The organism is Streptomyces sp. NPDC018029 (genome assembly GCF_044327655.1).
Lineage (GTDB): Bacteria > Actinomycetota > Actinomycetes > Streptomycetales > Streptomycetaceae > Streptomyces.
On the sequence record NZ_JBIRFV010000004.1, the window covers coordinates 315,142 to 335,807 of the forward strand.

The window sequence follows — 20,666 nt, forward strand, 5'->3', positions numbered from 1 at the left end:
AGTGATCCTTCTTGATCTCGGCGGCCCGGCCTTGATCTCGGCGACCCGGCAGCGGGAGGGGGTCAGCTCGGTGCAGGCTTCCTGGGCGATCCGTCGCCCCGTCCTCCTCGTCGTGGCGCTGTGCGCGGTCCTGGCGGCGGCGTTTCCCGGCCTCGTCTCGTACGCGGCCGACGCCCCGCCCAGGCATCCCGTCACCAGCGTCGACGAGACGTCCCGCGCCGGGAGCCGTCCCGGCGAGGGCCGCGAGCGGCCCGGGCGGGCCCAGCCGCTGCCCCCCGACCTGCCGCCCCGGCCCTACAGCCCGCCCCGGATCCCCCCGCCCCCGCAGCAGCCGATGCCGACTCCGGCGGCGCACCGGGACTCCGCGTTCGAGCCCGCGGGGCAGCCGCCCGTCGGGCCCGTCCTGCCGAACCTCCGCGTCCTGCCCCTCGGCGCGGGCCTGGTCCTCATCGGCCTCGGCCTCGGCTTCCTCGGTCTGCGGCTGCGCCGCGGCTGAGGGTGGATCAGTCCCGTACGGGGGCACCACCGATGTGTGATGTACGCGTGCGAGAGAATGGCGGCATGGAGATGCCGAGGAACGAACGGTCGCCGGAGAGCCCCCAGGTCCTGGTCGTGGGCCAGGACGGAATGGCTCTCGGTGGTGGCGGAGACGACGAATCCCGCGAGGTCCCGGTGACGGAGATGGTCGAACAGCCGGCCAAGGTGATGCGCATCGGCAGCATGATCAAGCAGCTGCTCGAGGAGGTGCGGGCGGCTCCTCTCGACGAGGCGAGCCGGGTCCGCCTCAAGGAGATCCACGCGAGCTCGGTCAAGGAGCTCGAGGACGGCCTCGCCCCCGAGCTGGTCGAGGAGCTGGAGCGGCTTTCCCTGCCCTTCACCGAGGAGGCGACGCCGAGCGACGCGGAGCTGCGGATCGCGCAGGCGCAGCTGGTCGGCTGGCTGGAAGGCCTCTTCCACGGGATCCAGACGACGCTGTTCGCGCAGCAGATGGCGGCGCGGGCGCAGCTGGAGTCGATGCGCAGGGCGCTGCCGCCCGGCATGGGCGGCGGCGACGAGGAGGACGAGAGCGGCGGCATCGCGGGTCGTACGGGAGGCCCGTACCTGTAGTCGGCCCACACGGCCCACGCCACACGCCCACGCCCGCACCACGCCTGCCCGCACGCACGAACAGCTACGCCGAGGGGCTCGGTACGCATCCCGCGTACCGAGCCCCTCGGCGTAGAAGAGTGAGCGGAACCCGTTACGCGGGGTTGCCCGTCGAGACGTCGAACTGGATCTCCAGGCCCTTCGGGTCGACCTCCGTGCCTTCCTTCGGGGTCTGCCGCATGACCGTGTCCTCGCCGTAGGCGTTCTCATTGACCTTGCGCTTGTCGAAGCTCCAGCCGGCCGCCTGGAGGCACGAGAGGACGGACCTCCAGTCCTTGAACGTGAAGTCCGGGACCTTGATCTTTTCCTCGTCGTTGTAGCCCACGTCGGGCTCGGTGCACTCGTCGGTTTCCATCGTCATGTTCCGGTTGGGGCCCTTGTGTCCCGCAACCGGCTGCTTCGACTTGTCGTCGGAGGCTTCCTTGCCGCCGTCGTCACCGCCGCTGAGCGAGACGGCGGTGATCAGGCCGCCGATGGCGAGGAGCGCGACGACGATCGAGCCGACGATCACCGGCATGTTCTTGCGCTTGCCGCCGCCCCGGCCGCCCGAGGACGGTGACGTCGCCGTGGCCGGCTGCGGCGAGAGGTTGTACGGGGGCGGGGTGTGCGCGCCCTGCTGCGGGGCGTACGCGTTGGCGGGAGCCGGCGTCTGGTAGCCGCCCTGCTGCGGGTAGCCGTAACCGGGCGTCGGGGTGGGCGCGGGCGTCGACGGACCGTACTGCCCCGACTGCCCCTGCTGTCCCAGCTGACCCGGCTGGTACGGCGTCTGGACGCCACCGCTCTGCTGCGGCATCGAGGTGTCGACCGGCGGGAAGACCGCGGAACCGACGCCCGCGCCGCTCGACGTCTGCACACCCGGCACGATGCTGGGGGCCGCCGCCTGGAGGGACTGGGCGACGCGCAGGCACTCGTCGCGCATGGCCTCGGCGGTCGGGAAACGCTCATTCGGGTTCTTCTTGAGCGCGCGGGCGACGATCGCGTCCACCGCGGGCGGCAGGGCACGGTTGATCGAGGAGGGGGCGACCGGCTCCTCCTGGACGTGCGCGTACGCGATGGCCAGCGGCGAGTCCGCCTCGAACGGCAGCCGGCCGGTGGTCAGCTGGAACAGCATGATGCCGACGGAGTACAGGTCGGAGCGCGCGTCGACGCCGCGGCCGAGGGCCTGCTCCGGGGAGAGGTACTGCGGGGTGCCGACGACCATGCCGGTCTGCGTCATGGAGGTGACGCCGGACTGCATGGCGCGGGCGATGCCGAAGTCCATGACCTTCACGACGTTGCGCTTGGTCATCATGACGTTGCCCGGCTTGATGTCGCGGTGGACCAGGCCCATCTCGTGGCTGATCTCCAGCGCGGCGAGCACATCGGCGGTGATCTTCAGCGCCTGGTCGGTGGGCATCGCGCCGAACTGCGTGACGGACGCGTCGAGCACGGAGCCGAGCGGCTTGCCCTCGACGTACTCCATGACGATGTACGGCATGGTCGTGCCGTCGAGGTCGTCCTCGCCGGTGTCGAAGACCGACACGATGTTCGTGTGAGTGAGCTTCGCCACCGACTGGGCCTCGCGGCGGAAGCGCTCGCGGAAGGACTGTTCACGGCCGAGCTCGGTGTGCAGCGTCTTGATCGCGACCTGGCGGTCGAGCACGGTGTCGTAGGCGAGGTGCACCGACGCCATGCCGCCCTCGCCGAGCAGATCGCGCAGTTGGTAGCGGCCACCGGCCAGCGAACGCCCCGCGTACCGCCCCTGTGCGCCGTCCTGGCTGCTCATCTCGTGCGTCCCCCATTGGCGCGGCCGCCGGACGGCTCCGCGGCTGGTGATCGATAACCGCTATTCCAGGCCAAGTCTGCCCGAGGACGATGACGCGTCAAGCTCGGTGCCCGTTCCGTGACCGTACGCGCAAGAAGCGTCTCGGAAGCGTTACAAGTTTGCGCGCGGGACCCCCGGACGGCTTTGATGTCCGGTCCACCTCGAACCGGCGGGTGGCGCGAAGGCTGTAGCGTGGCCCGTCGGAGTACCCCGTACCGCGACGTACTCAGTACCAAGTACCACGACCAGAAACGACGGCGAGGACTGATGGCACAGACGCAGCGCGCTCAGGGCCCGTCCGACCCCGAGGCGACTGGCGGCGGTATGTCAGACGCGCCTGAATTGTGGGGCAACGGCGGGCTTGTGGGTGACGGCCGGTACCGGCTGACGCACAGACTCGGCCGGGGCGGCATGGCCGAGGTCTTCGCTGCCGAGGACGTACGTCTCGGGCGTACGGTCGCGGTCAAGCTGCTCCGCTCCGACCTCGCCGAGGACCCGGTCTCCAAGGCCCGTTTCACGCGTGAGGCGCAGTCCGTCGCCGGTCTGAACCACCACGCCGTGGTCGCGGTGTACGACTCCGGTGAAGACGTCGTCGGGCCGAGCGTCGTCCCGTACATCGTCATGGAGATCGTCGAGGGCCGGACGATCCGCGATCTGCTGCTGAATGCGGAGGCGCCGGGTCCGGAACAGGCCCTGATCATCGTGTCGGGCGTGCTCGAAGCGCTGGCGTATTCGCACCAGCACGGCATCGTGCACCGCGACATCAAGCCCGCGAACGTGATCATCACCAACACCGGCGCGGTGAAGGTGATGGACTTCGGCATCGCGCGCGCCCTGCACGGCGCGCAGTCGACGATGACGCAGACCGGCATGGTCATGGGCACGCCCCAGTACCTGTCGCCCGAGCAGGCGCTCGGCAAGGCCGTCGACCACCGGTCCGACCTGTACGCGACCGGCTGTCTCCTCTACGAGCTGCTCGCGCTGCGGCCCCCGTTCACCGGTGAGACGCCGCTCTCCGTGGTCTACCAGCACGTCCAGGACCAGGCCGTGCCGCCGTCCCAGGTCTCGGACGCGGCGCCTCCGGAGCTGGACGGGCTCGTCATGCGCTCCCTCGCGAAGGACCCGGACGACCGGTTCCAGACCGCCGAGGAGATGCGCGGCCTCGTCCAGTACGGGCTGCAGATGCTGAACGAGCAGGGCAGCCACACGGGCACCTGGAACACGGGACCCGTCGAGATGCACGAGGGCGGCCACACCTCCGCCATGGGCGTCGCGGGCACCACCGCGATGGCGCACCCGGACTCCGGGACCGCGCAGATCCCGAGCCCCATGCTGCGTCCGCCGGGCGACGACGGCGGCTTCGACGGCGGGCCGCGCGGCGGCAAGGGCGGCCGCGGCAAGATGTTGCTCTTCGCCGTGCTCGCGATCATCGCGATCGCGGTGGGTGTCGCCTTCGCGCTGAACGCGAGCGACAACAAGGAGAAGAAGGACCCGCCGAAGACTCCCGCGACGAAGCAGTCGCAGTCGAAGGAGCCGAGCAAGAGCGCGGACGAGAAGACGTCGGACGAGACGGAGGACCCGGGCACCGGCACCGGCGGCGAGACGGACTACGACCCGCCGACGAACCAGCCGACCAATCCGACAGGACCGACGGGCAACCCGTCCCGGCCGACCGACGACCCGACGACGCCCACTCAGGACCCGACGCAGCCCACCGAGGACCCGACGACGCCCACCCAGGACCCGACGCAGCCCTCCCAGGACCCGACGCCGCCGGAGGGCGACGACGAGGGTGCTGAGAACGGCGGGGGCGACAACGGGGGCGGCGGTCTCTGACCCCCTGAGGGGCAGACGATCCTGCGGCGGCCCGGGGTCTACAGCACGTGCTGAAGGTGCCGGTCCTCGCCCGCCCGCAGGGTGTGGACCGTGCAGAACTGCGGCTCGATGCGCAGGTACACCGGGTCGAAGAGTTCGCCGTCCACGAAGCGCGGCCCGGGGCCGAAGAGGTCCAGTTCCGCCGTGGTCGGCTCGACCGCCTCGCAGAGGCCGACGAGCTGCACGGTCCAGCGGAGGTCGCGCACGCTGGTCACGTTGAGGTTGTCCGCGCCGTACGCGACGACGCTGCCGGCGCAGGCCTGGTGGTAGCCGTATCCCCGGTGCATACGGAGCAGTACCTTCCGGTCCGCCACGATGTGCCGGGCGACCGCGAGGAAGGGCAGCGCGCGCATGCTGGTCGCCACTCGGCCGTAGTCGGTGCGGCCGAGCAGTTCGAGGGCCAGCTCGTCATCGGTGGGCATTTCCCCACCATGGTTCATGGGCGGGGCGCAGGAAAAGAGGACCCCGCCCTCATGAAGCGGGGACGTAAGTCCCTGGTCAAGCCGCCCGGCCCGGCGGATCACCTGCTCAGTGCTGCTTCTCCGCCTGCATGCGCGCCACATAGGCGGCCGCCTGGGAGCGTCGCTCCATGCCCAGCTTGGACAGCAGGCTGGAGACGTAATTCTTGATCGTCTTCTCGGCCAGGTGCAGCCGCTCGCCGATCACGCGGTTGGTCAGGCCCTCGCCGATCAGGTCGAGGATCTTCCGCTCCTGGTCGGTGAGGTTGGCGAGCCGGTCGTCGCCCTTGGCGTTGTTGCCGTCGCGCAGCCGCTCCAGGACCCGGGCCGTGGCGACGGGGTCGAGCAGGGACTTGCCCGCGGCGACGTCCCGCACGGCGGTGAGCAGTTCATTGCCGCGGATGGCCTTGAGGACATAGCCGGAGGCGCCGGCCATGATCGCGTCGAAGAGGGCCTCGTCGTCGGCGAACGAGGTGAGCATCAGGCACTTGATGTCCTCGTTCTGCGAACGGATCTCGCGGCACACCTCCACGCCGCTGCCGTCCGGCAGGCGCACGTCGAGCACGGCCACGTCGGGCCGGGTCGCGGGGATCCTGACCAGGGCGTCTGCCGCGGTGCCGGCCTCGCCGACGACCTCGATGTCGGACTCCACGGAGAGCAGCTCATGGACTCCACGCCGGACCACTTCATGGTCGTCGAGGAGAAAAACCGTAATTTTTCCGTCTTCGCGCACGGAGCCAGTCTCACACACGATCTCTTCGGGTGCCCGGGCGGAACCCTTCCAATGGCCGGGGTGGCCGGGATAACGTGCCGGTGTTCCGGCCCCCTGCCAGGCTGTGATCAGTGCTGTGACCAGTAAGTGTTACCCCTTTTCTCGATGTACTGGGAAATCCAAGCATTCAGATACTTGGATTTCCGAGTAAATTCGCAGGTCAGATGGGGTTTCACAGAAATGGGAAGCACTGGGTAACGTGCTTCGTGCAGGGCGTTCGCCGGGACACCTGTCACGCCTGTTTCCCGGCTGAGTCGCACCCACCCCGTGCGCGGGCACGGACCAGGCGAGCCGTACTGGCTTTCCCGGTAACCCCGGGGGCCGGACCGACGGAGGAGCACACGTGACCGTGGAGAGCACCGCCGCGCGCAAACCGCGCCGCAGCAGTACCAGCGGCGGCAAGCGCGCAAGCGCCAAGAAGCCCGCGCCGCAGAAAAGCACGGAGCCCGAGCTCGTACAACTGCTGACGCCCGAGGGCAAGCGGGTCCAGAACGCGAAGAACGCGGTGTACGACGCGTACGTCGCGGACATCACCGCCGAGGAGCTGCGCGGCCTCTACCGCGACATGGTCCTCACCCGCCGCTTCGACGCCGAGGCCACGGCCCTGCAGCGCCAGGGCGAGCTGGGCCTGTGGGCCTCGCTGCTCGGCCAGGAGGCCGCCCAGATCGGCTCGGGACGCGCCACCCGTGACGACGACTACGTGTTCCCCACGTACCGCGAGCACGGGGTCGCCTGGTGCCGCGGCGTCGACCCGACGAACCTGCTCGGCATGTTCCGCGGCGTGAACAACGGCGGCTGGGACCCGAACAGCAACAATTTCCACCTGTACACGATCGTCATCGGCTCGCAGACCCTGCACGCCACCGGCTACGCGATGGGCGTGGCCAAGGACGGCGCGGACTCGGCCGTGATCGCGTACTTCGGAGACGGCGCTTCCAGCCAGGGCGACGTGGCCGAATCGTTCACCTTCTCCGCGGTCTACAACGCCCCGGTCGTGTTCTTCTGCCAGAACAACCAGTGGGCGATCTCCGAGCCCACCGAGAAGCAGACCCGGGTGCCGCTCTACCAGCGCGCGCAGGGCTACGGCTTCCCCGGTGTGCGGGTCGACGGCAACGACGTGCTGGCCTGTCTCGCGGTCACCAAGTGGGCGCTGGAGCGGGCGCGCACGGGCGAGGGCCCGGCGCTGATCGAGGCGTTCACGTACCGCATGGGCGCGCACACCACGTCCGACGACCCGAGCAAGTACCGCAGCGACGACGAGCGGGTGGCCTGGGAGGCCAAGGACCCGATCCTGCGGCTGCGGGCCTACCTGGAGTCCGAAGGTCACGCGGATGAGGGATTTTTCGCGGAACTCGACGACGAGAGCGAAGCGTTGGGCAAGCGAGTGCGAGAGGTGGTGCGGGCGATGCCGGATCCGGATCTGATGGCGATCTTCGAGAATGTCTACGCGGACGGGCACGCGCTCGTCGACGAGGAGCGCGCCCAGTTCGCCGCCTATCAGGCGTCGTTCGCGGACGCCCCCGCGGGCGGGGAGGGCAAGTGACCATGGCTGTCCAGAAGCTTCCCATCGCCAAGGCGATCAACGAATCCCTGCGCACCGCGCTGGAGAACGACCCCAAGGTCCTCATCATGGGCGAGGACGTCGGCAAGCTCGGCGGCGTCTTCCGCGTCACCGACGGGCTGCAGAAGGACTTCGGCGAGGAGCGGGTCATCGACACCCCGCTCGCCGAGTCCGGCATCGTCGGCACGGCCATCGGCCTCGCCCTGCGCGGGTATCGCCCGGTGGTGGAGATCCAGTTCGACGGCTTCGTCTTCCCGGCGTACGACCAGATCGTCACGCAGCTCGCGAAGATGCACGCCCGCGCGCTCGGCAAGATCAAGATGCCGGTCGTCATCCGCATTCCGTACGGCGGCGGGATCGGCGCGGTCGAGCACCACAGCGAGTCCCCCGAGGCGCTCTTCGCGCACGTGGCGGGCTTGAAGGTGGTCTCTCCGTCGAACTCGGCGGATGCCTACTGGATGATGCAGCAGGCCATCCAGAGCGACGACCCGGTGATCTTCTTCGAGCCGAAGCGGCGGTATTGGGACAAGGGCGAGGTCGACAAGGACGCCTTCCCCGGGCCCCTGCACAAGGCCGTCGTCGCCCGCGAGGGCAGCGACCTCACGCTCGCCGCGTACGGCCCGATGGTCAAGGTCTGCCTGGAGGCGGCCGCGGCCGCCGAGGAGGAGGGCAAGTCCCTGGAGGTCCTGGACCTGCGCTCCATGTCGCCGATCGACTTCGACGCCGTGCAGGCCTCGGTCGAGAAGACGCGGCGGCTCGTCGTCGTGCACGAGGCCCCGGTCTTCCTGGGCACGGGCGCGGAGATCGCGGCGCGCATCACCGAGCGGTGCTTCTATCACCTGGAGGCGCCCGTGCTGAGGGTCGGCGGCTATCACGCGCCGTATCCGCCGGCGCGGCTCGAGGAGGAGTACCTGCCGGGCCTCGACCGGGTGCTCGACGCCGTCGACCGCTCGCTGGCGTACTGAGGGGGAGAGGGTCGTGACGACGATGACAGACACAGCTCTTGCCGAGTTCAAGATGCCCGACGTGGGCGAGGGACTCACCGAGGCGGAGATCCTCAAGTGGTACGTGGCGGTGGGCGACACCGTCACCGACGGCCAGGTGGTGTGCGAGGTCGAGACGGCCAAGGCCGCGGTCGAGCTCCCCATTCCGTTCAACGGTGTCGTACGCGAGCTCCGGTTCCCGGAGGGCACCACGGTCGACGTCGGCCAGGTGATCATCGCAGTCGACGTGTCGGGCGGAGCGGATGCCTCGGCGGCGCCCGAGCAGGTGGCGGTGCCCGAGCCGGTGCAGGAGACGGTGCAGGCCGCCGAGCCCGAGGCCGCCGCTCCGGAGGGCCGCAAGCCCGTCCTGGTCGGTTACGGGGTCGCCGAGGCCTCCACCAAGCGACGCGCCCGCAAGCCCGCCGCGACGGAGGCGCCCGCCGCGACGGAGGCGCCCGCCGCACCTGCGGCCGATCCGGCACCGGCCGTCCCGGCACCGCAGTCCCCGTCCTTGAACGGGCACGACGGCGACCGGCCGCTCGCCAAGCCCCCCGTCCGCAAGCTCGCCAAGGACCTCGGCGTGGACCTCGCGACGGTCACGCCGTCCGGGCCCGACGGGGTCATCACCCGCGAGGACGTGCACGCGGCGGTGGCACCGGCCCCGCAGCCGGTGGTGACGGAGGCTCCTGCGCCGACGTCCGCGCCGACGCCGGTGGCCGCTCCCGCTCCCGTGGTGAGCGGCGACGCCGCCCGCGAGACCCGTATCCCGGTCAAGGGCGTCCGCAAGGTCACCGCGCAGGCGATGGTCGAATCGGCGTTCACGGCGCCGCACGTCACGGAGTTCGTGACGGTCGACGTGACGCGGACCATGAAGCTGGTCGAGGAGTTGAAGCAGGACAAGGCCTTCGAGGGCCTGCGGGTCAATCCGCTGCTGCTCATCTCCAAGGCCCTGCTGGTCGCGATCAGGCGGAACCCGGACATCAACGCCGCCTGGGACGAGGCCAACCAGGAGATCGTCCAGAAGCACTATGTGAACCTCGGCATCGCCGCGGCCACCCCGCGCGGTCTGATCGTGCCGAACATCAAGGACGCGCACGCCAAGACCCTGCCCGAACTGGCCGAGGCCCTAGGCGAGTTGGTCGGCACGGCGCGGACGGGCAAGACCTCGCCCGCGGCCATGCAGGGCGGCACGGTGACGATCACGAACGTCGGCGTCTTCGGCGTCGACACGGGCACCCCGATCCTGAACCCGGGCGAGTCCGCGATCCTCGCGGTCGGCGCGATCAAGCTCCAGCCGTGGGTCCACAAGGGCAAGGTCAAGCCCCGCCAGGTGACGACGCTCGCGTTGTCCTTCGACCACCGTCTGGTGGACGGGGAGTTGGGCTCCAAGGTGCTCGCCGACGTGGCGGCGATCCTGGAGCAGCCGAAGCGGCTCATGACCTGGGCGTAAGGACGGATGTCGTAAGGACGGACGTCGTAAGGACGCATGAAAAGGGGCCTGCCGCGCGATCGCGGCAGGCCCCTTCACGTTCTTCGTGGTGTCACGCCACCTTGAAGCCGTAGTCCAGGAGCTTCTTCGCGTCCGCGGTGCGGTTGTTCAGCGAGGAAGAGGTCAGGACCGTGCCGACGACCGTCTTGCCGTTGCGGGTCGCCGCGAAGACGAGGCAGTACTTCGCCTCCGGGCCGGAGCCCGTCTTCACGCCGATGGTGCCGCGGTAGGAGCCGAGGAGGTTGTTCGTGTTCGACCACGACATGTTGCGGTAGCCACCGGACTTCGTGGTGACCTTCTGCGTGGTCGACTTCGTCTTCACGACCGTGCGGAACGTGGAGTACTTCATCGCGTTGCTCGCGAGCTTCGTCAGGTCGCGCGGCGTCGAGTAGTTCGCGCCGTGCCCGATGCCGTCGAACGAGTCGAAGTGCGTGTTGGACAGGCCGAGGGACCTGGCCGTCGAGTTCATCTGGCCGATGAAGTTCTTCACGCGCTTGGCACGGGTGGTGCCCTTGCCGAACTTGTCCGCCAGTGCGTACGCGGCGTCGCAGCCGGACGGCAGCATCAGCCCGTACAGGAGCTGGCGGACGGTGACCTTGTCGCCGACGATCAGGCGGGCCGACGAGGCGTAGTTGTTGCGGACGATGTAGTCGCTGTATTCCTTCTGGACCTTGACCTTGGAATCCAGGTTGAGGTTCCGCTGGCCGAGCACCACACGCGCCGTCATGATCTTCGTCGTCGATCCGGTGGAACGACGGGTGTCGGCGGCCTTGGTGTAGAGGGTCTTTCCGTTGCCGTTGTTCATCACATAGCCGCCCTTGGCGACGATGGACGGCTTCGGGGGTGCGGCCGCGTGGGCCGCCGGGGTGGTGAGGGCGCCGCCGGCCAGTACCGCGCTCGCGGTGACGAGGACGGCTGATGCGCGACGTACGCCCGTAATGCCGGTATTCAAGTTAAATACTCCAAATGCCCCTGGGCTGCGGCTGCATGAGGGTGCCGCTCACTCAGTAGACGAGTGAGAGGGCCGGATGGATGTGCCGAAACGCCCGCGAATTCCGTGACGGGTGCCCGCCATATGGACGGGGGATTCCGGCGTATACCTGTTGTATCTATGCTGTGCGCATGCCGGCCGCCGCGATCACCCCTCTGACCTCCGTCACCTCCATCAAGCCGCCGCCCGCCGCCGAGCGGGTCTACACGCACGTCAAGCAGGCCGTCCTCGAACGCCGTTACGAGGGCGGCACGCTCCTCACCGAGGGCGAGCTCGCCGAGGCCGTCGGGGTCTCCCGCACCCCGGTGCGCGAGGCGCTCCTGAAGCTGGAGGTGGAGGGACTGCTGCGGCTCTACCCGAAGAAGGGCGCACTCGTCCTGCCCGTCTCCGCCCAGGAGATCGCGGACGTCGTCGAGACGCGGCTGCTTGTCGAGACGCACTCGGTGCGCAAGGCGGTGCCTGCGCCCGCCGGACTGATCGACCGTCTTGAGGCACTTCTGGCCAAGCAGCGGAAGCAGGCCGCCGCCGGAGAGCTCGCAGAGGCCGCCGTCACCGACCGCTGCTTCCACGCGGAGATCGTCCGCAGCGGCGGCAATGACATCCTGTCGCGCCTCTACGACCAGCTGCGGGACCGGCAGCTGCGGATGGGCGTCGCCGTGATGCACTCGCACCCCGACCGGATCGCCAAGACCCTCGCCGAGCACGAGGAGATCCTCGACGCGCTGCGCCGCGGCGACGCGGACGCGGCGGTCGCCGTGGTCACCCGGCACGTCGGCTGGTTCCAGAACCTGGCGCGGGGTGAGGTCCGATGAGCTCCGCCGCCCACCCCGAGCGCCTTCCCGGCGACCCTCCCCCCAGCTCTGAAGGAGCCGGGGGAGACCCCGTCGGCGGCCGGAAAGCCGTCCTCGTCTGGTCCATCGGCGTCGCCGTCTACTTCGTCGCCGTCATCTTCCGGACCTCGCTCGGCGTCGCCGGGCTGGATGCCGCCGACCGGTTCCACGTCAACGCGTCGGCGCTGTCGACCTTCTCCATACTCCAGCTGCTGGTCTACGCGGGCATGCAGATACCCGTCGGCCTCATGGTCGACCGGCTCGGCACCAAGAAGGTGCTGACCATCGGCGTGGTCCTCTTCACGATCGGCCAGCTCGGCTTCGCGTTCTCCCCCTCGTACGCGATGGCGCTCGCGTCCCGCGCCCTGCTCGGCTGCGGCGATGCGCTGACCTTCATCAGCGTCCTGCGGCTCGGCACGCGCTGGTTCCCGGCCCGGCGCGGCCCGATGGTCGCCCAGCTCGCGGGCCTCGTCGGCATGGCGGGCAACCTCGTGTCGACCCTCGTCCTGGCCCGGCTGCTGCACTCCGTCGGCTGGACCGCGGCCTTCGCGGGCAGCGCGCTCTGCGGTGTCGTCGTCCTCGTCCTGCTCACGCTGTTCCTGAAGGACCACCCGGAGGGGCACGAACCGGAGCCGGCGCGGCACAGCGGCGCGGCCTTCGTGCGCAAGCAGATCGCCCTGTCCTGGCGGGAGCCCGGCACCCGGCTCGGCCTGTGGGTGCACTTCACCACGCAGTTCCCCGCGATGGTCTTCCTGCTGCTGTGGGGGCTGCCCTTCCTCGTCGAGGCACAGGGCCTGTCCCGGGCGGCGGCCGGTGAACTGCTCACGCTCGTCGTGCTGTCCAACATGGTCATCGGCCTGGTCTACGGCCAGATCGTGGCCCGGCACCACGCCGCGCGCCTCCCGCTGGCGCTCGGCACCATCGGCACGACGGCCACGGCCTGGGCGGCCACCCTCGCCTACCCCGGGGGCCACGCCCCGATGTGGCTGCTGATCGTGCTGTGCGCGGTTCTCGGCGCCTGCGGCCCCGCCTCCATGATCGGCTTCGACTTCGCGCGGCCCGCCAACCCGCCGGAGCGGCAGGGCACGGCGTCGGGCATCACCAACATGGGCGGCTTCGTCGCCTCGATGACGACGCTGCTCGCGATCGGCGTTCTGCTCGACGCGACCGGTGACAACTACCGGATCGCGTTCTCCGCGGTGTTCGTCCTTGAGGCGTTCGGGCTCTGTCAGATCCTGCGGCTCAAGTCGCGGGCGGTGCGCAGGGAGCGGGAGCAGCTCGTCGCCAGCAGGGTCGAGGCCGTGCACGTACCCGTGTGAGCCGCCTCGGGGGCTCTGCCCCCGGACCCCCGGTCCTCAAACGCCGGACGGGCTGAAAATCACGGCGTCACGGCGTCACCGCGAAGTTCCGCAGGACCGCCTCCGCCAGTTCGTGGTCGCCCTCGATCTTCACCCGGTCCGCGACCGCCGCGTACGTCACGCGGCCGCACGCGAGTCTGAAGTACGTCTCCCAGTCGAGGCCGAAGGTGGCGAGCGGGCCCAGCGAGGGGGCGCCGTCGACGGTGCCCTTGCCGTCGGCGTCCAGCCGGACCGTGCGCAGGAACTCGACGGGGCCGCTCACGTCGAAGACGACCGCCGAGTTCGCGGGCGCGCCCGCCTTCTCGGCGACGACCTTCGGGAGGCCCTGGAGGAGCAGGTCCCGGGTGACGTACGCCCCCGGGGAGTCGAGGTTGCCGGGCTTGCGCAGCGTCGTACGGAGGTCCTGCTCGTGCACCCACACGTCGAACGCCCGCAGCCGCATGGCCAGTTCGAGGGTCTGCTCGGTGCCGAGCGGGCCGCGGATCTTGGTGCTCGGGTCCCGCGACTCGTTCCGCAGCTGCCGCGTACGGCGGATGATCGTGTACTCCAGCTCGGAGGTCATCTCCGGCGCGGTGTGGTGGCGCCGCACGTCGACCTGCATCTCCATGTACCGCTGGCCCTCGGTCTTCACGTGGAACAGGTCCCGGGGCAGGGTGTGGATCGGGCGGGGGTCGCCCAGCATCTCGCAGTCGAGGCCGATGACATGGGAGACGATGTCGCGCACCGACCAGCCGGGGCAGGGGGTGGCCCAGTTCCACTCTCCCTCGGCGAGGGGCGACACCAGCTCGGATATCGCTTCCACGGAATGCGTCCAGGCATCGGCGTAGTTCTGCAGGCTGGGATGGAGACTCACGGGACCCCTTGCGGTTGTACGCGGGCGGTGGGTGTCTGAGACGCTAAGTTACGCTGCCCACAGGCACCCCGGCAGTGCTTTCGTGTGACGATCGTAGGCCCGTGTTGACGGCTCGAATGCCAGGACGGTGGTAGTGTGCGCGCCTCCCTCATCCAGATCGCCGTAGACGAGGACGAACCGGTCAATTCCCGTCGGTCGCGGGTCGCTTCGCTGGTACGTGAGGTGAGCGCCCGGGACGGCTCGGATCTGGTCGTTCTCCCGGAACTGTGGACCACGGGCGCCTTCGCCTACGAGTCCTTCGCGCGCGAGGCGGAGCCGCTGGAAGGCCCGACGTACGAAGCCATGTCGAAGGCCGCGAGCGACGCGGGCGTCTGGCTGCACGCGGGCTCGATCCCGGAGCGGGACCCTGACGGGCCGCTCTACAACACCTCGCTCGTCTTCTCCCCGGCCGGTGAGCTCGCCGCCGCCTACCGGAAGATCCACCGCTTCGGCTTCGACAAGGGGGAGGCCGTCATGATGGCGGCCGGCTCCGAGCTGGCGACCGTTCGCACGCCGGACACCACGCTGGGCCTCGCGACCTGCTACGACCTGCGCTTTCCCGAGCTCTTCCGGGGGCTGGTCGACGCGGGCGCCGAGATGTTCGTGGTGCCGGCGGGGTGGCCGGAGCGGCGGCGGGAGCACTGGCTGCTGTTCGCGCGGGCGCGGGCGGTCGAGGACCAGGTGTATGTCCTGGCGTGCGGTACGGGTGGGACGCATGCGGGGGTGCCGCAGGCCGGGCACAGTGTCGTCGTCGATCCGTGGGGTGAGGTGCTTGCGGAGGCGGGGGACGGTGAGGAGGTCCTTACCGTCGACCTCGACCCCGGGAGGGTCTTGGCGACGCGTGAGCAGTTCCCGGCGCTGAAGGATCGGCTTCTGGGGCAGGCGCCGCCGCCGCGTCCCTGAGTCGCGGATGCCCACGCGCCGCGGGGGCTGCCGTCTTCTTCGCGGCTGCGGGTGCGTGGTGGTTGCTCGCGCAGTTCCCCGCGCCCCTAGGACGCGGCTTCGCCGCGGTCCTGGGGTCACTCGTGGCCGCCCCGCTCCTTCTCCGCCAGGCGGATCACGCAGACCGCTACGGCCAGGAGCAGTGCGGGGTCGGCGTCGTCGCGGGTGATGTGGAGGCCATACGTGTCGCGGACGCGGAACCAGCGGCGTGAGATGTCGGCGAGGAGTTCACCGTCGTACTCGATGGCGAACTCGCGGTCGAGGATCTTGCCGCTGACGTCCAGCGCGGTGCCGTCGACCAGCTCGACGCGGTAGTGGTTGCGCAGCAGCGACAGGCGCTTGCGCTTCACCGTGGCGAGTGGCTCGCCCGCCCGCTCGATCACCATCGTGTCGCGCAGGGCGAGCATCTTGGCGTGGATGTCGATGAGGACTCTGCCCTGCGTGTCCTTCAGCTCGAAGGTGTCACGCAGGCGCATCGCCTTGCCGTCGACGAGGAAGACCTTGCGGCCCCGGTCGTCCTCGATCCAGTAGTCGTCGCCGATGCCGAACACACGGTCGCGCACGAGAAGTCTCATGGCGCCATGACTACCCCGAATCGCCGCAGAGCGGACATGTCAGTAGCCGCGGGACTGCTGGTCCGGGTCGACCACGGTGGTGGTGGGTGCGACCGGCGGGACGACCGCCCGCCTGCGTCGGGCGATGCTGGTGAAGACGGCGACGCCGATGAGCCCCACAGCCATCATGATGACTCCGGCGACGGTGAGGTTGACCCCCTCCATCTCCCAGTCGGTCGCGAACGTGAGGATGGCACCCGCGGCGATCAGAATGATGCATCCGCCCAGGCCCATGAGGACCGCCTCCCTGCTGTAGTGGCTACGAAGTCACCGTGTACCCGGGTGCGTTGCAGCCACACAGCCATTCGGAAGGTCAGCCTTCCAGGAACGCCACCAGCGCGTTGGCCAGCATGTGCGGGTCGTCCGCGCCGCACAGCTCGCGCACGCTGTGCATGGACAGGATCGCGACGCCGATGTCGACGGTCTTGATGCCGTGCCGGGCGGCCGTGATCGGGCCGATGGTGGTGCCGCACGGCATCGCGTTGTTGGAGACGAACGACTGGAAGGGGACGCCCGCCTTCTCGCACGCGGCGGCGAACACGGCGCGGCCCGAACCGTCCGTGGCGTAGCGGTTGTTGACGTTCACCTTGAGGATCGGGCCGCCGTTGGCGCGGGGGTGGTGCGTCGGGTCGTGCCGCTCCGCGTAGTTGGGGTGGACGGCGTGACCGGTGTCGGAGGAGAGGCAGACGGTCCCGGCGAAGGCCCGCGCCCGGTCCTCGTACGAACCGCCGCGCGCGAACACGGACCGCTCCAGGACGCTGCCGAGCAGCGGGCCGTCGGCGCCGGTGTCGGACTGCGAGCCGTTCTCCTCGTGGTCGAAGGCGGCGAGGACGGGGATGTACGGCAGCTCGTCCTGGCCGGCGACGGCGGTGAGGGCGGCCGTCGCGGAGTGCACGGACAGGAGGTTGTCCATGCGGGGGCCCGCGAGCAGTTCGCGGTCGCGGCCGAGGAAGGCGGGCGCCTCGACGGCGTACGTCATGAGGTCCCAGCCGGTGACGTCGCCCTCGCCGAGCCCGGTCTCGTCCTCCAGGAAGCGGATCAGGTCGCCCTCGTGGACGTCGTCGCCGAGCCCCCAGATGGGCTGCATGTGCTTCTGCTTGTCGAGCTTGAGCCCCTCGGTGTGCACGGACCGGTCCATGTGGATGGCCAGTTGGGGCACGCGGAGCAGCGGCCGGTCGATGTTCACGAGCCGCGTGGTGCCGTCGCGCAGCGAGAGGCGTCCGGCGAGGCCGAGGTCCCGGTCGAGCCAGGAGTTGAGGAGCGGGCCGCCGTAGATCTCCACGGCGACCTGGCGCCAGCCGTGGGCGCCGGCGTCGGGCTGCGGCTTCACGCGCAGGTTCGGGGAGTCGGTGTGGGCGCCGACGATCCGGAAGGGGGTGTGCGCGGCGGCGCTCTCCGGGACGTACCAGGCGATGATGGCGCCGCCTCGCAGCACGTACTTTCCGCCGGTCGTACCGTCCCAGGCTTCGGTCTCCTCGACCTGCCGGAAACCGGCCTTCTCCAGCCGCTCGGCGGCGCTCGCCACGGCGTGGTACGGCGTGGGGCTCGCCGCGAGGAAGGTCATGAGGTCTTCGGTGTGGCCACGGTCGAAGGGCCGGGAGGGTGTGCGCATGCCAGCCAGCCTAATGGCGTCGCCACTCGGGTGGCGGGGCGATCAGAGGCGGTCGATCTCGGTGAGGTCGATGTCGATGTCGTACGGGACGGACAGCTTGAGGCGGTCGTGATGAACGCCGGTGGAGAGGTACGCCCCGGTCACGGTGTCGTGCTGGTATGTGTAGACGGCGGGCAGATCGTCTTCGCCCTCCATCTCCACGCGCCAGAAGTGAGGAATGCCTGCTGCGGCGTATTTGTGCGGTTTGGTGTCGCGGTCGCGGTCTTCGGAGTCGGGGGAGACGACCTCAACGGCAAGGACCACGTCCGCTGCTGCGAAACGGGTCGACCGACGGCTCTTGACGGCCTCCGCCTTGACCAGGACGAGGTCAGGTTCAGGAGCGTTGCGTTTTCCCAGCACCACGGCCATCTCGCGGCGCGCCCGCAGATGTTCCGGGAGGCTGCGACGCAGGCCGTGCTCCAGCAGGTACATCACCAGCGTGTGGAAATCGCGCTGCGGACTCACGAAGACCAGGCTCCCGTCGATCAGCTCGGTGTGCGGCGGGAGGTCGTCAAGTGCGAAGAAGTCGTCCACGGTGTAGCCGTCCGGGGGCGGGACCGGCCATTTGGAACGGCTCGGCTGCCGACGGCTGGAACCTTCCGGCTGCCGGTGCTGCGAGTCGGGCAATGCCTCGGCGGTCATGGTTCCTCCCATGGACGGGATCCTCGGCCACTTACTCAGCGTACCCAGCCCATACGGCGATGCCGCCACCCGAAAGAAGCAGGTGGCGGCATCGCGCTGACGTGCGAAGGAAACCCGTGCTCGGGCGGAGTCCTTTAGAACGCCGCCTCGTCCAGCTCCATCAGGTCGAGCTCCACGCCCTCGGCGAGCTTCCGCTCGGTGGCGACGGTCGGCAGGACGTTCGCGGCGAAGAACTTCGCGGCCGCGATCTTGCCCTCGTAGAAGGCCTTGTCCTTCGCGGAGGCCGTGGCCAGCTTCTCGGCGGCCACTGCGGCGCCCCGGAGCAGCAGGTAGCCGACGACGACGTCGCCCGAGACCATCAGGAGACGGGTCGTGTTCAGGCCCACCTTGTAGATGGACTTCACGTCCTTCTCCGTGGCCGCGAGGTCGGTCAGCATGACGCCGACGATGGCCTCCAGCTCGACGGCGGCCTTGGCCAGCTCCTCGCGGGCGCCGGCCAGCGCCTCGCCGCCCGTGCCGACCGCGAGGAACTTCTTGATCTCCTCGGCGAGGCCGTTCAGCGCGGCGCCCTGGTTGCGGACGATCTTCCGGAAGAAGTAGTCCTGGCCCTGGATCGCCGTGGTGCCCTCGTAGAGGGTGTCGATCTTGGCGTCCCGGATGTACTGCTCGATCGGGTACTCCTGGAGGTACCCCGAGCCGCCGAACGTCTGGAGCGACTGGGCGAGCAGCTCGTACGACTTCTCGGAGCCGTAGCCCTTCACTATGGGCAGGAGCAGGTCGTTCAGGGCGATCAGCGAAGACGCGTCCTCGCCCGCCGCCTCCTTGACCTGGATCTCGTCCTGGACGGCCGCGGTGTGCAGGACCAGGGCGCGCATGCCTTCCGCGTACGCCTTCTGCGTCATCAGCGAGCGGCGGACGTCCGGGTGGTGCGTGATGGTGACCTTGGGGGCCGTCTTGTCCATGAACTGGGCCAGGTCGGGGCCCTGCACGCGCTCCTTGGCGTACTCCAGCGCGTTCAGGTAGCCCGTCGAGAGCGTCGCGATGGCCTTCGTGCCGACCATCATGCGGGCGAACTCGATGATCATGAACATCTGGCGGATGCCGTCGTGCTTGTCGCCGATCAGCCAGCCCTTGGCGGGGTGCTGGTCGCCGAACGTCATCTCGCAGGTGTTGGACGCCTTGAGGCCCATCTTGTGCTCGACGTTCGTGGCGTAGACGCCGTTGCGCTCGCCCAGCTCGCCGGTCTCCCAGTCGAACTCGTACTTCGGCACGAGGAAGAGGGAGAGGCCCTTGGTGCCGGGGCCGGCGCCCTCGGGGCGGGCGAGGACGTAGTGGAGGATGTTCTCCGACATGTCGTGCTCGCCGGACGTGATGAAGCGCTTCACGCCCTCGATGTGCCAGGAGCCGTCCTCCTGCTGCACGGCCTTGGTGCGGCCCGCGCCCACGTCCGAACCGGCGTCCGGCTCGGTCAGGACCATCGTCGAGCCCCACTGCTTCTCGACGGCGATCTGCGCGATCTTCTTCTGCGCCTCGTTGCCCTCGGCGTGCAGGATGCCGGCGAACGCGGGACCGGACGAATACATCCAGACCGCCGGGTTCGAGCCGAGCAGCAGCTCCGCGTACGCCCAGATCAGGGAGCGCGGGGAGGTCGTGCCGCCGATCTCCTCGGGCAGGCCGAGGCGCCAGTACTCGGAGTCCATGAAGGCCTGGTAGCTCTTCTTGAAGGACGCCGGGACGGGCGCGGTGTTGGTCGCGGGGTCGAAGACCGGCGGGTTGCGGTCGGCGTCCTCGAAGGACTCGGCCAGCTCGTTCTCCGCGAGGCGGCGGAGCTCGTCGAGGATGCTCTTGGCGGTGTCGACGTCCATCTCCGCGAACGGGCCGGTGCCGTACAGCTTGTCGCGGCCGAGCACCTCGAAGAGGTTGAACTCGATGTCGCGGAGATTCGACTTGTAGTGGCCCATGGCGAAGGCTCCGTAAGCAGGAAAGTGGATGAATACCAGCAAGTAGCTACGATGATGCTACCCGTCGGTAATAAGGCGCAACCCCTGAGCGGCCATCTGTGATGTCCGTGACTCAGTACGCTTACGCGCATGTACGGCTACGACCAGAATCCCGGCGCCCAGCAGCAGTACGCCCCGCCGGGCGCGCAGCCGCCGCCGCAGCAGATGCAGGGCATGCCCGGCGGTGGCTACGGCCAGCAGCCTCCGCTCTACCCCGAGCCCTCGCCGCCGTCCCTCGCGGACGCCGTGCGGGCCTTCACGACGGGGTCGATGTCCGCCGAGGACTTCCAGCAGATCTTCGCCACGTCGAAGGTCTACTGCCCGCGCGGTGACAACCCCGGCTTCCTCGCCCTGCACAACACCCAGCAGCCCGTGATCCCGATGTTCACCTCCCTCAAGGAGCTGCGCAGGTACGCGGGCAAGGACTCCAAGTACTTCGTCATCACCGGCGCGGAGGTCATCGACCTGCTCCCGACCGGATACGGCTTCGTCCTCGACATGGAGGGCGAGCACCGCATGGTCTTCGACGCGAAGGCCGTGGAGCAGATGGTCGACTTCGCGATGCGCCGTATGTACGGGTAGTCCGTAGATCGTTTCTTGCCAGCACCGGAGCCCGGAGGGAATGCCCTCCGGGCTCCGTTCGTTGTGAGTGGCAGAA

The 20,666-nt window shown here is 69.4% G+C and carries 20 protein-coding genes; 10 read left to right on the forward strand and 10 right to left on the reverse strand.

The features are described from left to right. Window position 1 precedes the first annotated feature (1 nt). The gene (locus ACH4D5_RS14315; RefSeq protein WP_398301943.1) at window positions 2-496 is read left to right on the forward strand and encodes a hypothetical protein; all 495 of its coding nucleotides are present in this window, start codon (window positions 2-4) and stop codon (window positions 494-496) included. Window positions 497-561: 65 nt separating this feature from the next. After that, window positions 562-1,107 (forward strand): bacterial proteasome activator family protein, encoded by a 546-nt coding sequence (locus tag ACH4D5_RS14320; protein ID WP_398301945.1) that lies wholly within the window; start codon window positions 562-564, stop codon window positions 1,105-1,107. Between the two features lie 133 nt (window positions 1,108-1,240). Here ACH4D5_RS14320 and ACH4D5_RS14325 read toward each other — a convergent pair whose 3' ends face one another. Then, a complete protein-coding gene (locus ACH4D5_RS14325) occupies window positions 1,241-2,911 on the reverse strand; it encodes a protein kinase (protein WP_398301946.1) in 1,671 nt (556 codons plus the stop codon). Between the two features lie 306 nt (window positions 2,912-3,217). Here ACH4D5_RS14325 and ACH4D5_RS14330 point away from each other — a divergent pair, with 306 nt between their 5' ends. Beyond that, complete coding sequence (locus ACH4D5_RS14330) at window positions 3,218-4,786, forward strand: protein kinase (protein WP_398301948.1); 1,569 nt, start codon at window positions 3,218-3,220, stop codon at window positions 4,784-4,786. Window positions 4,787-4,824: 38 nt separating this feature from the next. Here ACH4D5_RS14330 and ACH4D5_RS14335 read toward each other — a convergent pair whose 3' ends face one another. Then, complete coding sequence (locus ACH4D5_RS14335; protein WP_398301950.1) at window positions 4,825-5,247, reverse strand: pyridoxamine 5'-phosphate oxidase family protein; 423 nt, start codon at window positions 5,245-5,247, stop codon at window positions 4,825-4,827. Window positions 5,248-5,353: 106 nt separating this feature from the next. After that, a complete protein-coding gene (locus ACH4D5_RS14340; RefSeq protein WP_398301952.1) occupies window positions 5,354-6,016 on the reverse strand; it encodes a response regulator in 663 nt (220 codons plus the stop codon). A gap of 382 nt (window positions 6,017-6,398) precedes the next feature. Between ACH4D5_RS14340 and pdhA the strand changes: the two genes are divergently transcribed. The 3 genes from pdhA to ACH4D5_RS14355 are packed head-to-tail and all read left to right on the forward strand — an operon-like array spanning window position 6,399 to window position 10,049. Beyond that, window positions 6,399-7,598, forward strand: a complete 1,200-nt coding sequence (pdhA, locus tag ACH4D5_RS14345; protein WP_398301954.1) for a pyruvate dehydrogenase (acetyl-transferring) E1 component subunit alpha — start codon at window positions 6,399-6,401, stop codon at window positions 7,596-7,598. 2 nt (window positions 7,599-7,600) lie between these two features. Next, window positions 7,601-8,581: an alpha-ketoacid dehydrogenase subunit beta gene (locus ACH4D5_RS14350; RefSeq protein ID WP_398301956.1), complete on the forward strand. Its 981-nt coding sequence runs from the start codon at window positions 7,601-7,603 to the stop codon at window positions 8,579-8,581. A gap of 13 nt (window positions 8,582-8,594) precedes the next feature. Beyond that, entirely contained in the window at window positions 8,595-10,049 is a 1,455-nt protein-coding gene (locus tag ACH4D5_RS14355) for a dihydrolipoamide acetyltransferase family protein (protein WP_398301958.1), read from the forward strand. Window positions 10,050-10,140: 91 nt separating this feature from the next. Here ACH4D5_RS14355 and ACH4D5_RS14360 read toward each other — a convergent pair whose 3' ends face one another. Then, entirely contained in the window at window positions 10,141-11,040 is a 900-nt protein-coding gene (locus ACH4D5_RS14360) for a D-alanyl-D-alanine carboxypeptidase family protein (RefSeq protein ID WP_398301960.1), read from the reverse strand. 170 nt (window positions 11,041-11,210) lie between these two features. Between ACH4D5_RS14360 and ACH4D5_RS14365 the strand changes: the two genes are divergently transcribed. Next, window positions 11,211-11,891 carry a GntR family transcriptional regulator gene (locus ACH4D5_RS14365; RefSeq protein ID WP_398301962.1) on the forward strand — a complete coding sequence of 227 codons (681 nt, stop codon included), beginning with the start codon at window positions 11,211-11,213 and terminating at the stop codon, window positions 11,889-11,891. Then, the gene (locus ACH4D5_RS14370) at window positions 11,888-13,228 is read left to right on the forward strand and encodes a nitrate/nitrite transporter (RefSeq protein ID WP_398301964.1); all 1,341 of its coding nucleotides are present in this window, start codon (window positions 11,888-11,890) and stop codon (window positions 13,226-13,228) included. Before ACH4D5_RS14365 ends, ACH4D5_RS14370 begins: the two co-directional genes overlap by 4 nt. Before the next feature lie 67 nt (window positions 13,229-13,295). Here ACH4D5_RS14370 and ACH4D5_RS14375 read toward each other — a convergent pair whose 3' ends face one another. Next, window positions 13,296-14,120 carry a maleylpyruvate isomerase family mycothiol-dependent enzyme gene (locus tag ACH4D5_RS14375; protein ID WP_398301966.1) on the reverse strand — a complete coding sequence of 275 codons (825 nt, stop codon included), beginning with the start codon at window positions 14,118-14,120 and terminating at the stop codon, window positions 13,296-13,298. Window positions 14,121-14,255: 135 nt separating this feature from the next. Here ACH4D5_RS14375 and ACH4D5_RS14380 point away from each other — a divergent pair, with 135 nt between their 5' ends. Beyond that, window positions 14,256-15,062 (forward strand): carbon-nitrogen family hydrolase, encoded by an 807-nt coding sequence (locus tag ACH4D5_RS14380; protein ID WP_398301968.1) that lies wholly within the window; start codon window positions 14,256-14,258, stop codon window positions 15,060-15,062. 116 nt (window positions 15,063-15,178) lie between these two features. Here ACH4D5_RS14380 and ACH4D5_RS14385 read toward each other — a convergent pair whose 3' ends face one another. From ACH4D5_RS14385 to ACH4D5_RS14405, 5 genes are all read right to left on the reverse strand, one after another. After that, window positions 15,179-15,676 carry an LURP-one-related/scramblase family protein gene (locus ACH4D5_RS14385; RefSeq protein WP_398301969.1) on the reverse strand — a complete coding sequence of 166 codons (498 nt, stop codon included), beginning with the start codon at window positions 15,674-15,676 and terminating at the stop codon, window positions 15,179-15,181. Window positions 15,677-15,715: 39 nt separating this feature from the next. Next, on the reverse strand, window positions 15,716-15,949 hold the full coding sequence (locus tag ACH4D5_RS14390; RefSeq protein WP_398301971.1) for a DUF6458 family protein: 234 nt from the start codon (window positions 15,947-15,949) through the stop codon (window positions 15,716-15,718). Window positions 15,950-16,028: 79 nt separating this feature from the next. Next, window positions 16,029-17,327, reverse strand: a complete 1,299-nt coding sequence (locus ACH4D5_RS14395; RefSeq protein ID WP_398301973.1) for a M18 family aminopeptidase — start codon at window positions 17,325-17,327, stop codon at window positions 16,029-16,031. Window positions 17,328-17,369: 42 nt separating this feature from the next. Continuing rightward, window positions 17,370-18,020, reverse strand: coding sequence for a Uma2 family endonuclease (locus ACH4D5_RS14400; protein ID WP_398301974.1), 651 nt, complete (start codon window positions 18,018-18,020; stop codon window positions 17,370-17,372). A 122-nt stretch (window positions 18,021-18,142) separates the two neighbouring features. Continuing rightward, the gene (locus ACH4D5_RS14405; protein WP_398302612.1) at window positions 18,143-19,969 is read right to left on the reverse strand and encodes an acyl-CoA dehydrogenase; all 1,827 of its coding nucleotides are present in this window, start codon (window positions 19,967-19,969) and stop codon (window positions 18,143-18,145) included. 129 nt (window positions 19,970-20,098) lie between these two features. Here ACH4D5_RS14405 and ACH4D5_RS14410 point away from each other — a divergent pair, with 129 nt between their 5' ends. Beyond that, complete coding sequence (locus ACH4D5_RS14410; protein ID WP_127913024.1) at window positions 20,099-20,590, forward strand: SseB family protein; 492 nt, start codon at window positions 20,099-20,101, stop codon at window positions 20,588-20,590. Window positions 20,591-20,666 lie beyond the last annotated feature (76 nt).